This is a genomic window from Campylobacter lari (genome assembly GCF_001017575.1).
Lineage (GTDB): Bacteria > Campylobacterota > Campylobacteria > Campylobacterales > Campylobacteraceae > Campylobacter_D > Campylobacter_D lari_C.
Map to the genome: position 1 here is coordinate 1,139,032 of NZ_CP011372.1, position 13,744 is coordinate 1,152,775.

6 protein-coding genes are annotated in these 13,744 nt (G+C 30.7%); 1 reads left to right on the forward strand and 5 read right to left on the reverse strand.

The genetic code is table 11. The features are described 5' to 3' along the window. Both gatA and ileS read right to left on the reverse strand, forming a co-directional pair. Complete coding sequence (gene gatA, locus CD56_RS05990; RefSeq protein ID WP_047208494.1) at positions 1-1,365, reverse strand: Asp-tRNA(Asn)/Glu-tRNA(Gln) amidotransferase subunit GatA; 1,365 nt, start codon at positions 1,363-1,365, stop codon at positions 1-3. 99 nt (positions 1,366-1,464) lie between these two features. Beyond that, positions 1,465-4,230, reverse strand: coding sequence for an isoleucine--tRNA ligase (gene ileS / locus CD56_RS05995; protein ID WP_047208495.1), 2,766 nt, complete (start codon positions 4,228-4,230; stop codon positions 1,465-1,467). 100 nt (positions 4,231-4,330) lie between these two features. Between ileS and CD56_RS06000 the strand changes: the two genes are divergently transcribed. Further along, the gene (locus tag CD56_RS06000) at positions 4,331-5,422 is read left to right on the forward strand and encodes a CinA family protein (protein WP_047208496.1); all 1,092 of its coding nucleotides are present in this window, start codon (positions 4,331-4,333) and stop codon (positions 5,420-5,422) included. Between the two features lie 18 nt (positions 5,423-5,440). Here CD56_RS06000 and CD56_RS06005 read toward each other — a convergent pair whose 3' ends face one another. The 3 genes from CD56_RS06005 to CD56_RS06015 all read right to left on the reverse strand — a co-directional run bounded on the left by CD56_RS06005 (position 5,441) and on the right by CD56_RS06015 (position 13,719). Next, positions 5,441-7,372: a ShlB/FhaC/HecB family hemolysin secretion/activation protein gene (locus tag CD56_RS06005; RefSeq protein WP_235375832.1), complete on the reverse strand. Its 1,932-nt coding sequence runs from the start codon at positions 7,370-7,372 to the stop codon at positions 5,441-5,443. Between the two features lie 146 nt (positions 7,373-7,518). Then, positions 7,519-10,644 carry a two-partner secretion domain-containing protein gene (locus CD56_RS06010; RefSeq protein ID WP_047208497.1) on the reverse strand — a complete coding sequence of 1,042 codons (3,126 nt, stop codon included), beginning with the start codon at positions 10,642-10,644 and terminating at the stop codon, positions 7,519-7,521. A gap of 3 nt (positions 10,645-10,647) precedes the next feature. Continuing rightward, on the reverse strand, positions 10,648-13,719 hold the full coding sequence (locus CD56_RS06015; protein ID WP_047208498.1) for a two-partner secretion domain-containing protein: 3,072 nt from the start codon (positions 13,717-13,719) through the stop codon (positions 10,648-10,650). Between the last annotated feature and the right edge of the window lie 25 nt (positions 13,720-13,744).

Consider the following 13,744-nt stretch of genomic DNA (forward strand, 5'->3'; position numbering starts at 1 on the left):
TTATTTGTTTTTGATAATTTCTTCCAAGCTCAAAGCACCATCTAATAAAGTTTGCTCATCATAAGCTTTACATATAAGTTGAGCAGAGATATTAAGTCCATTTTCATTTTTTCCTACAGGCACACTAATGCCACCAAGTCCTGCCAAATTCACTGAAATAGTAAATACATCTTCTAAGTACATTTGTACTGGAGTTTTTATATCGTTAAAGCCAAAAGCAACACTTGGAGCAACTGGCATAAAAATCAAATCACAATCATTTAAAATTTCTTCATATTTTTGCTTGATAAATCTTCTAGCCTTTTGTGCTTTGATATAGTATGCATCATAATACCCACTACTTAAAACAAAGGTTCCTAGTAAAATTCTTCTTTTTACTTCCTCTCCAAAGCCCTCACTTCTGCTATTTACATACATTTGGCTAAGATTGTCACATTTTTCGCTTCTTCTGCCATATCTTACACCATCATAACGACTTAAATTTGCACTTGCTTCAGCCGCTGCTATGATATAATAAGCTGCAACATCAAATGTAGAATCCATTAAGTCTTTATAAATAATCTCATGGCCATTTGCTTTTAACATATCTATGGTTTTTAATAAGGCTTGTTTTACATCATCATTAGTTTGCTCTATATAGTTTTTAATCACAGCTATTTTTAGCTTTTTATTTGCATTTAGTTTTGGCGCGGTTGGTTCAAAAGCTATGTTTGCGCTTGTGCTATCTTTTTCATCATAACCTGCAATAGCATCATATAAAATCGCAGCATCTTCAACATTTTGCGTTAAAACTCCGATTTGATCAAGGCTTGAAGAATATGCTGCTAAACCATACCTACTAACTCTTCCATAACTTGGCTTAAAACCAACACAACCACAAAATGCAGCAGGCTGTCTTACCGAACCACCTGTATCCGAACCCAAACTTGCCAAAGCTATCCCCGCAGCAACTGCAGCAGCACTCCCTCCACTACTTCCACCTGGGACTTTAGCATTATCAAGTGGATTTAAAGTCTTACCATAAAAAGAAGTCGCACTCGTACTTCCCATAGCAAACTCATCCATATTACATCTTCCAAATGGGGCAAAATTATTTTTACGTAAATTTACAATAGCGCTTGCATCATAAGGAGCCACATAGCCTTGTAAAATTTTAGAACCACAAGTTAATTTCCAATCCTTTACGCTAATATTATCTTTTATAGCTACTGGTACACCAGCACCTGAAGTGCTTAAGTCTTTATTTAAAAACTGCTCTAAATAAGCACCCAAATGCTTTTGCTGATGTGCTTTTTCATTTAATTCTTTTTTTAGATTTTCTAATTCTTCATTTGAAAATTTCAAAGCTTCTTTTAAAGTTACCATTATTTATCCTTAAATTTTTTAACCAAATAAAACAAAAAAAGCGTGATCAATAAAAAGCTCAATAAAGTAATCACCACTACGCTAAAAGGTAAAGCTTGCTCAAACATTTTTTGCTTTTTCCACGCTATTACATCTTGGACATAAGCATTCTTCTTCTTTTGCTAAAAATTTCCAACATCTTGGACACTTGTGTAACGAAGAACGCACGATTTTAAAACTATGATCATCTATTTTAAACTCACTCAAAGCTTCTTTTTCATCTAAGCTTTCTACCGAGCTTACCATAAACCAATCAGCTACTTCTTCAATATCTTCACTCAAAAGCTCATTTGCGCTTGTTTGCAAACTTAACTCTAAAGTTGATTTGATGATTTTATCTTTTTTTAATACATCAACAAGCTCAAAGAATTTTTCTCTTGATTTTATAAATAATTCATCTTCGATTTTATACTCATAATCAAACCCATTTTTCAACACCAAATCAAACACATCTTTAGCATTTTCTTTAATAGCCACATTTGCATGCTCTAATGCTTCATCTATGGTATAAGTTAAACTTGGAGCTAAAAGCGCAAAAAGTTTTCTAGCTATTAGCACCATAGCACTTTGCGCACTTACTCTTTTTGTATCATCTTTTGCATTACAATATAATCTATCTTTGCACACATCTAAATAAATTCCACTTAAATCCGCACTTAAGAAATTTAAAAGCACACTAAAGCCTTTTGCGAATTCATATTTTTCAAAAGCAGCTTCACATGCTTCAAAAGCAACTTTTGCACGCATTAAAATCCACTTATCTAAAAGTGTGAAATTTTTTGTTTCTAAAAGTTCCATATCATTAGTATTTGCAAGTAAAAATCTTATAGTATTTCTTATCTTTCTATATTGCTCACTTACTTGTTTTAAGATATTATCTGAAATTTTTAAGTCCGTTGAATAATCACTAAGCATTATCCAAAGTCTTAAAATTTCTACCCCATAATTTTTAGCTACATTTTGAGGTAAGATCACATTACCCTTAGATTTACTCATTTTTTGACCCTTCTCATCTACGGTAAAGCCATGAGTAAGTATGTTTTTATATGGGGTTTTGTGATTGATCGCGGTAGAAATTAAAAGCGAGCTTTGAAACCATCCACGGTGCTGGTCACTTCCTTCAAGATACATTGAAGCTTGATATTCTCCTGCGTCATATCTTGCTGAGTTTAATACCGCTTCCCAAGTACTACCGCTATCAAACCAAACATCTAAAATATCATAAACTTTTTCTAAATTATTTGGATCATATTTGCTATTTGGCGGTAATAAATCTTTTATTTCTAAATCCCACCACGCATCAGCTCCATTTGCTTCAAAAATTCCCACTAAATGATCTAAAACATCATCATCAAAAATCACTTCTTTGGTTGCTTTATCTCTAAAAAACGCTATAGGCACACCCCAATCTCTTTGTCTTGATATACACCAATCAGGGCGATTTTCTATCATAGAACTAAGTCTTTTTACCCCACTTTCTGGGTAAAATTTCACATTATTTAACTGCTCTAGCGCTAGCTCTCTTAAAGATTTTCCATCTAACTTTTTCTCATCCATTAAGATAAACCATTGTTTTGTAGCTCTATAAATAACCGGTTTATGCGTTCTCCAACAAAATGGATAAGAATGTGTAAATTTAGAACTCTCAAGCAAAGCTTCGCCAAGCAATTCTAAAATACGCTCATTTGCTTTAAAAATATGAAGTCCTATAAACTCGCTTAATAAATGCTCTGGTAAAAGTCCTTTAGCTCTTAGCGTTTCATCATAACACCCACCATCATCTACAGGCATAATCACTTCAATGCCATATTTTAAGCACACATAATAATCATCCTCACCATGACCTGGTGCAGTATGCACAAGCCCTGTACCACCTTCCATTAAAACATGATCGCCTAAAATAAGAGTAGATTTTCTTTGATTAAGTGGATTAATAGCACTTAAATTTTCAAATTCAACACCTAAAAGTTCTTTTTGAATTTTTCCTTGAGTGAAGTTTTTATTGACCATATTTTCAAGCAAGGCTTTAGCAAAAATATAACCTTCTTCAGTGATAACATATTTTTCATTTGGATTTAAAGATATAGCTTGATTTGCCGGTAAAGTCCAAGGCGTGGTAGTCCAAATCACTGCTTTTGCTTTTTCAACTCCTAATTTTTCAAGGGAAGTTTTATCAAGCTCAAATGCTACAAAAATAGAATAATCTTCTTTATCTTCATACTCTACTTCAGCTTCTGCTAACGCACTCTTAGCAGCCCAGCTCCAAAAAACAGGCTTACTTCTTTCTAGCAAAAGTCCTTTTTTAGCGATTTTACATAAAGCTTTGTAAATGTCAGCTTCAAAAGCATTTTTCATAGTCAAGTATGGCTCATCCCAATCAGCAATCACACCCAAAGACTTAAATTCATCTCTTTGGATATTTACAAATTCTCTCGCATGCTCTCTACAAAACTCACGAATTTCTTTTTTACTTAAACTTTGCTTTTTATCTTTAAGCTTAACTTCTACTTGCTGTTCTATCGGCAAACCATGACAATCCCAACCCGGAGTAAAACGCACTTTTTTACCTTGAAAATAATGCATTTTGATGATGATATCTTTTAAAATTTTATTTAAAGCATGGCCAATATGCAAATGTCCATTTGCATAAGGAGGGCCATCATGCAGAGTAAAACTCTCACTTACCCCTTGTCTTTTTTGTTTCATTTTATCATAAGCATAGTTGTTTTCAAACCACTTACTAAAACGCTTAGGCTCAAGCTCTGCTAAATTTGCACGCATTGCAAAAGTCGTATTTGGAAGCAATAGCGTATCTTTATAATCCATATAATCCACCTTGAAAAATTTAAAAATAGTAAATTCTACTTAAAATACTTTTAATTTGCACTTATTTTTTTGTTATAATCGCAAGAAAAAAAGGAAAACCATGAAACATCTTATCATCATTATAGGTAGTGAAATTATTATCAATGAAAATTATATGCATTATATACAAGAAGAATACAAAAAACATTTTTTAGAACTTCATGAGCTAAAATTTATAAACAAACCTGACAAGGAACTTCCTTTTTTACTTGAAAAACTTTCTAAAGAATATAACCATATAACCATTTTTAGCATTAGCGAATACTACGCAACTATAGCTAAAATCATAGCAACCTTAAATGATGATGTTTTAATATTAGAAAATGACACCTTAGTGCCTTCAAAAGCTTTGCGTGAAAAAAATTCCTTTTTAAGTTCTTTTGAGCAATGTCATATTAATTTATTAAACATAAATATAGAGCAAAAATTGCCTTTAATTTTACAAAATCCTGAGCTTGACTATGCGTATTTTTGTCTTTTAGATATAGATGAAACGAGTGCAAATATCTTACTTAATACACTTACTACTTCTTTTGAAATTCAAACTAGCTCAAGTGCATTGTTAGATAATCTCATTTGCATTAGAGCAAGCGCTAGTCAGTATGGAAAACTAGAAGGCTTTTTAAAGGGAGTTTTTAAACTTTTTACGGGTAAAGTATTTTTAGGGAATGATCCTATTAAATTTATAGCTAAAAAACTTTTGGAAAAAAACTTAAAAATTTCCTTTGCAGAAAGTTGCACGGCTGGACTTTGTGCTTCAAAATTTGCTGAAAATTCAGGAATTTCTAGTGTGTTTGAGGGTTCTTTGATCACTTATTCTAATCGTTTGAAAAATTCTTGGCTTGGGGTAAGTAATGATACCTTAGAAAGTGTTGGAGAATACTCTGATCGTTGTATTTATTTTATGCTAAAAGGGATTTTTAAAACTACAAATTGTGATTTTGCTTTAGCACTTAGTGGAGTGGCTGGAGAAGAAAATGATAAAAACACCAAAGCAGGCACCATCTACATAGGAGCTATGTATAAAGATGGAACCTTTTTACAAGAATGCATTCACATACAAGGCAATAGAAACTACACAAGAGAACAAGCTAGTTTGGCTGCATATTGTTTAATGCTTAGATTAAAACCTGAAATTTTCTTTGGGCTTTAATTATAAAAGTGGTGTATTTTAAAAATACACCCCACCACTTAAATATAATTTCATTCTATGATCATCATCGTATTTATATTGATGTAATGCTCTAGCTGCATCAAGTTTTATATAATACTCATTAGTTTTATTATAAAGTATTTGTAAACCTACTGCATCTAAAAAATGCTCATCTGCTAATCTATCCCCTGAAGCTTTTTCATACCAAGCATAACCTACATCATAAAAAGGAGTAAAATAAAAATTAGTATTTGGTATATTTATTCTTATACCAAAGTTAGCTACTATGGTATTATCTCCATCACCTTCTCCATTATCATAAGCTCTTACTCCATAAGCTCCACCTAAAGAGGAACTCTCAGAAGAATCTAATTCAAAATTCCCTAATACCTTTTGATAGTTTATATTTAAAGTATGAGTAATGTATTCATTAATACTATAATAATTATTCACACTAGCATTGAGTTTTCTAAACCAACCAAAGCCTTTGCCTCCACTTTTAGAGGTATCTCCAAATATAGTAGTACCATCATCATATACCTTACCCACACTTATCTTAGCACTATAACTTAAGGTATTATTCTCAAAGCCTCTAAATAAACCTTCTAAACCCATACTACCTACATTAGAACTTTTATCAAAGGTTAAAAGATCTAAGGTTACATCACTAAGTATTTTATGATAAATACTTGAAGTAAAATATAAAGAGGAATTAGTATTAATCCATACAGGATAAGAAAAGTCTATACCAAAATTTCTAGAAGTACCATTAAAACCTAAGCCTTCATAATCCCCACCTAAAGAATAAGAGCCTTGAGATACGCTTGGAGTAATTTTTAAATTTCCTAAAAAGAAAGTATAACTAGCTCCATAGTTGATTTGATTTTCATTACTTGATTGTAAGTAAAAATTATAATAATCTCCCATATTAAATATAGAATTAAATCCCATACTAATACCAGCTCTAATATCCCCTGCACTTTCAATACCATAATTATCAGTATATAATAATACATTAGCCTTAGTATCAGGCACTACTTCTATAACTACATCAGTTTCTCCTACATTCTCTCCTGCTTGTAAGCCTGCTAGGGTTTGTACTCCATACATTTCATTGACTTTATACACACTATCTTCTATTAACTTAGTAGAGATGATTTTACCTTTGATTCTTTCATTAAGCTTACTTTCTATGAAATAATCTTTTATAGTAGTTTTATTCTTTACTATATACTTACCTAAGGTTCCTAAGGCTATGTTTATTTGTACACTATCTTCAAATTCTTGTTGGGGTACATAAGCTGTTGCTGCAGGATAGCCATTAACTTGGAAATAATAAGCAATGATATTAGATATATCTTGTAAATCTTGTAAGCTAAATTTTCTAGTACTAAACTCACTAATAAGTAATTGTAAATCTTCTTCTTTAATACCTAGCTTTTTAAAGCTAGTGTTTTCATTAGTGATAACAAATTTGTATTTGGTTATTACTTTTTTAGTGGTGGTGTTAGTGTTAGAATTAGTAGAGTTAGTGTTAGAACTATTATTGGTTTGGTTGTTTGTATTGTTATTAGTTGAGTTAGAATTGTTAGTTTCATCTTTTACACTAGTATTAGTTTTATCATTGTTTGTATTAGTATTAGTTTGGTTATTTAGATTGGTAGTGTCATTATTAGTTTGATTGTTAGTTTCCTCATTAGCTTCATCTTCTTGATTGAATTTTTCTTTTAAAGCTTTCTTTTTTTCTTCAAAGTCTTTTTTAGCTTCTTGGCTTTTTATATAATCATCTTTGGTTTTTAGATTTTCTTTGATAGCTTTGTTTTGAGGGAGGTTTCTATCAGGGGATAATTCTATAACCTTTTCTATATCATTTTTAGCTATGGTAATACTTCCATTATTAGCATAGACTAAAGAGCTAAGTGCTATAGTGCTAAGTAAAAGTTTTTTCATGGTTGTTTTTTCCTTTTATTTATATATTTTTAAAATTAAGAGTTTTTGTTTTTTAATATTTATTATTGATTAATCAAAATATTATTTAATACGAGTATTCATTAATATACTCGTTATTACACTAGGATAAATCCTAGTGTGTATAACTATATTCCACTTACTATACATGGATTCATAGTTTTAGAGTTATCACTAACTATGCAGATTTTTCCTTTTTGCATAGGTGCAGTTTCATCAATATCATTTTTATCTTCTTCCTCTTCTAATGTTTTATTGCCTATTGAATGCAAATTAGAAGTTTGCTCAAACACCAAGGAATTATCCGAATCATTACTTGGTGGTTCTACTGGTTCGATAGGTATTGAAGGTATTTCTATTTCTCCACCACCATTATCTCCATTATTTTTTATGGAATCTAAGATAGGAATACCAACATTACTAACCTTGTCAAAGTTTCCATTGAGCGTAAAATACTCATATTGGTTTGCTTTAGCTTTTAATGATTCAAAATCATCTATAGAAATATCACTTTTATTTTTATCAAGTTGTGCTAAAAACATAAGATTTTTTATTTCAGAAGATATAGAACTTAATTCTCTATAAAAATTATTTAGTAAATCTTCACTTAAATTTTTATTGCTATTGATTGTGGATACTATTATGTTATACCTAGTTGCGAGTTCATCGATTTGTTTTTGATAATTTGTTTTGTTATATTTATCTTTTAAATCATTAATATTCTCCACTTTGCTCTGCAAATCTCTAATGAAACTTATCAACTTATCTTTGTTTGCCATAGTGATATCATAATGCTTTTTAGCATCTTGTTTTAAATTGTTGAATTTATCTTGCACCCCTTCTTTAAACTTAGAATCAATCTTGTTATTTTTCGAGTATGCAAGTAAGAAATCCATACTTTGCATTAATTTTTCAGCTTCGCTTGTTTTATCATCATATCTATCATCTAACAAAAACTCTGCTATAAACTGCACTTTCGATTTTCTATCTGTTAAATTCCCATACGCTTCTAAAAGCTTTTTTAAATCACTATTTGCATTAATAGTTAAGTATTTTTTTAGATCTGAAATGATTTCATTATTAATAATATCTTCATACAAATCCTCATTATCTAAAAACACATCGTTATCAAGATCAACTCTAGATACCTCACTAGGTTTTGTAGGGTCTGTTATAGTCGGGATTTTTGATGTGAATTCACTATATTTATCATTATTTATATAACTGACTTCACTTGCCCCACTAGTTGAAAAATCCCCAAAGTCATTAGCATAATGATATACTGTATTAGAATTATTTGTTCCAACTTTATTAGCTATAAATAAGTCTGTATTTACAGTCTTATTTTGATAAGACTTAGCATTTATAGAAGACCCGTCTTTAAAATATAGCGAAACATTCTTTATAGAACCACCACTATTTGAACATCCCCAAGAATTAGCGCCATTACATCCTAAAAATCCACCAGTGTATATAGAATCTGTAGATTTTGCATCAATGTTTATCTTACCTTCTAAAGCTATGTTTTCTAAATTTGCACTATAGTTTTTTCCCGCAAATCCACCTACATAAGCTACACCTTGTTGTTTTTTATTATCTACTTTTATACTTTCTAAATTCTTGATGTAAATATTACTAAGCTTTGCATTTTTACTTCCAATTTCACCTATAAATCCACCCACATTAGCAAAAGATCCACTAGAAGTTACATCTATATTTTTTACATTCTCCATTCTTACATCTCTGATGTAATTACCACTATACAACTGCCCAGCAAATCCTCCAACAAAAGCTGGTAAATTTGGATTACCCTTTGCAATAATATTATCTATATTTTTAATAGATATTTTTTCAAAATTTCCTCTTGCATTACCTGCGAAACCACCTAAATTTACAGAACTTTGTCCTTTTTCAGCTCTTATATTTTCAATAGTATCTAAACTAATATCTGAAAAATTTCCTCCGGCAAGTCCTGCAAAACCACCTATAAAAAATAAACCCTTATCTCTACCTATTGAAGTAATGTTAGATATATTTTTTAGTTCTATTTGTGAGATAGTATTATTTTCGGTTTTTCCAAAAACACCACCTACATAATCAACATTTTTAGCACTTATGCTATTGTTAGCATAATCAACTCTAAAGTCTTTAATAGTAGAATCTTTCGCATATCCAAAAATCCCAACATAAGTATGTTTTTCATAATGCCTATTTGGATCTGCAGTAAAATCGATCTTAATATTTTTTAGACTAAAACCTTGTCCATCGAAATTTTTATTAAAAACTTTTTCATTATCATAGCCAATTATCATATTTGTACATTGCCCATCAATACAATAATTAGCATAGTTTTCGCCTTTAAAATCTATATCATTAGTAAGTCTATATCCATTAGCAGTCTCTCTAAAGCCTTTTTTATTATCATTCCAACCTTTAGCAAAATACCACCAATCCTGCACAGAACCTATATCAACATAGTTTTTATAACTTTTATTTAAATTACTAATATTATCAAATTCATTATATTTTCTTTCAGGATTAAAATAATACCCCGTAGCACTTAAATACAAATCCCCTTTATTTGCATGTGATGTTTCTACACTAGGTGTTTTTATAGTTGAAATATCTGCATAAATTTCATTTGCATCAAGGTGAATTTTATTTCCAGCTTTAATTTGATTTAGTGTTCCTTTATTAACTTCTGCCTTGAGTATGATTTTATTACCTTGTAAGATTAAGTTTTCTTTGACATCAATATTGCCCATATTAACCACATTGCCAAGTTTATCGCCTTTAAATACCGGAGAAAAATTTGATGCCATTTTAAAGAAATTCTCATAATCTGTGTTATTTAATGTACTAGTTGATGCCACAAAGCGATTAGCGTCAATCCTACCTGTTTTAGTAATGATTATTCCATTAGGATTGATTAAAAAGACATTATTACCACCTGCATTCAATATACCTTCTATGGTAGATTTACCCGCTCCATGAGCAATGTTTAGGTAGTTTTTACTATTACCTCCAAAGTTTACACTTTCTCCTTGACCTATATTAAAGCCACCACCCCATTGTATGACTGAGTTTGGTCCTTTACCATTAATTTGCATATGACCATTGCCAGAAGTTATAGTCCCACTAGTCCCATGAGTAAATTTACCTCCACTAGGTAAAGCCATTAGTGGAGAAAATAACATTGATACCGTTACACCTGAGAGTATGATATGACTTGTGAATTTACTTTGTTTATTCATATTTTATAATCCTCCAACTATACAAGGATTCATAGTTTTAAAATTATCGCTAACTATGCATGTAAGACCTTTTTGCTTTAAAGAACTCTCATCTATCTCTTCTTTACTTTCTTCTTCTTCAATAGCATGATCGCCTATTAAGTTAAGTGAAGCAGTTTGTTTAAATTCTAAATCTGTATCTGGTAATTCTGGTTTATTCGGATTATCTACATCAGGGCTTTGCGGATTATGTACAAAATCCAATGCAAAATCCCCTGTAAATTTAAAATTAGTATAGCCGTATTCATTTTTTGCTATATTTTCATCATTAAGCTTAGTAGCTATGCCATTTACCGCATCTCTTTGATTTTTTAATGTTGTTGCCAAAGAATTGATTTTATCAAGACTAGCTAGATATTCAGGATCGTTTATTTTTCTTTTACCTGCTTCTATTTCTTTAACATAAGAATTATAAATTTCTAATTCTTTTTGATATTTTGCATAAGTTTCATAAAAAGAATTTTTACCATCTTTAAAGAGATGTTCTTGAGCTGCTACATACTCATCTTTTATTTTTAAAGCTTTATTGTATTTTGCATAAATATCTTTTAATTCAACTGTTTGATCAAATCCTGAATTTTTTTCTTTGAGTGTATCAAGAAAATCCAAACTTTGCTTAATAGAATCTAGCGTAATCTCAACCCCACCTACAGTACTTACATGAAATACAATCTCGCCAAATTTATTAATACTTACTCTATATTTTCCGTTTAAGATATCATCCAATATAGCCTGAACTACTTCCTTATTGTACCATTCTTTTTGAAACTCAACTTTTTGATTTTTTATAGCTTCTACATCTGGTTTTTCATATGGAAATAAACCTGGTGTTCCATCAACATCTTCTGGTTTTTCATTAAAACTTGGCTTGGTGATATTTGCTATTTTTTGCTCAAATTCTTGTTTTAATTCATCGCCATTATAGCTCTGATCTGTTATACCCATATTTCCATAAGTATCGTTTAAAGTTCCATTTTTATAATAGACAAATATATTATCATAAGTTTCATCAAAATCATTCTTTTGAGTTGTAAAGAAAAAATTATTTGTCTTTTGAGATCCAGTAGTTGTGATTGTAGCTTCTGGATCAAAATATATAAAAATGTCTTTAAAATTTCTTTTATAGTTTGGCTGTCCGCTTCTATAATATCCCATAAATCCAGCAGCACTTCCCCATGCAGAACCATTAGCATTAATGCTTTTTAAATTTTTTATAGCTATATTACTAAAACTAACTCCATCTTTTTGATAACCCATAAATTCACCTTCACCTATAAAACCACCTGCAGAAGCAGAGAAACCTTTTTTATTATCTGATTGAATATTAGATATGCCATCTAATGTAATATTATTCATTTTTAAATTAGAACTATTTAAAAATAAAAATCCAGCAAAGCCGCCAGCTGTTGCACTAGAACAAGCCACATCATTACAACTAACCTTAATCTCATCTGTTCCGATTATTTCTATATTCTCAAATCCAGTAAACAGAGAAATAGGTACATCAATATAATCATAATCAATGCGTCCAACAAAACCACCGACTGCAACCATCTCATCAATATTTGAAGTACTTGCTTCAATTTTCTTTATATTGCTAAGCTTAATATTACTTGCTTCTTTAATATTATCCAAAGATCCAGCAAAACCACCTACAAAAAGATTACCATATTTTCCATTAGTTGCTTTGATATAGTCAATATTTTTAACAACTATATTATAAAATTTACTAAAAATATATCCATCTTCTCCTTCCACATCTCCAATAAGTCCACCTACATGACTTGCTCCTTCTGTTTTTATATATTTATTGTTATAATCAATAATCAAATCAGATATTCCACCAAAACCTTTAGAAGCTTTTCCAAATATTCCTACATATTGTATATCATTTAACCCTGTTGTATCTATATACATATTTTTCAAGGTGTGACCTTGACCTAAAAATTTTCTATAAAAAGCATTATCATCCGAATAACCTATAATCATATTGGTATACTCATTAGTTTGTTTTTTGCCATCACCATTTAAATCCAACCAATAATTCGCAAAATTTTGTCCTCCAAAATCCAAATCCGTTGTAAGTCTATAAAAAATTGGGGAATTTTTTCTAAAATCATCTCTTTCATTCCATCCTTTAGCAAAATGCCACCAATCTTGCACAGAATTTATAAAAACAGTCCCTTCTACAGCAAAATCCTTGCTAGCACCTTCCTTAAGAGCTAAAATTGTGTTTCCTGCACTTGTATTATAATAATATCCCGTAGCATCTAAATACGCATGACCTTTTCCATGAATTTCTATCGCTCTTCTACCAGGAGTATTACGATTTAATGAATTAGCATCTATACTAGCAGCATTAACATAAACTTCATTTCCTTGTAGGTTTATATTACCTGCTTTAATTATTCCAAATTTAACGCCATTGTGTTCTTTATCCCAACTAGTATCAGCATCTAAAAGTACTTTATTACCTTGAAATAAAAGACTATTCGCATTAATATTACCCATATTTACTACATTACCTGCTTTTTGTGGTTTAAATATAGGTGAAAAAGCTGCACCTTGTGCTTGTGTAGATTTAGCAAATTTCCACATATCATCATCACTCATCGACGAAGTCGAAGCCACAAAGCGATTAGCATTGATATTTCCTGTTTTAGTAATGATTACTCCATTAGGATTGATTAAAAAGACATTATTACCACCTGCATTTAATAAACCTTCTATCATAGATTTACTAGTACCATGAGCAATGTTTAGGTAGTTTTGACCACTTTGTCCTTTTCCAAAATTAACTTGTGCATCTTTACCTATACTAAAGCCACCACCCCATTGTATGACTGAGTTTTTTCCATTACCCATAATATCCATGTTATTACCATTAATATTTATAGTCCCGCTAGTCCCATGAGTAAATTTACCCCCACTAGGTAAGTGATTTGGATTAAGTGGTTTATCTGCTGCCACCATAGGTGATAATAACATTGATACAGTTACACCTGAGAGTATGATATGATTTGCTAACTTTTTCATAATTAATCCTTTTTGGTATATTGCT

Coding starts and splice junctions, on each gene's coding strand:
- gatA (WP_047208494.1), bottom strand. CDS start 1,365: ATGGTAACTTTAAAAGAAGCTTTGAAATTTTCAAATGAAGAATTAGAA.
- ileS (WP_047208495.1), bottom strand. CDS start 4,230: ATGGATTATAAAGATACGCTATTGCTTCCAAATACGACTTTTGCAATG.
- CD56_RS06000 (WP_047208496.1), top strand. CDS start 4,331: ATGAAACATCTTATCATCATTATAGGTAGTGAAATTATTATCAATGAA.
- CD56_RS06005 (WP_235375832.1), bottom strand. CDS start 7,372: ATGAAAAAACTTTTACTTAGCACTATAGCACTTAGCTCTTTAGTCTAT.
- CD56_RS06010 (WP_047208497.1), bottom strand. CDS start 10,644: ATGAATAAACAAAGTAAATTCACAAGTCATATCATACTCTCAGGTGTA.
- CD56_RS06015 (WP_047208498.1), bottom strand. CDS start 13,719: ATGAAAAAGTTAGCAAATCATATCATACTCTCAGGTGTAACTGTATCA.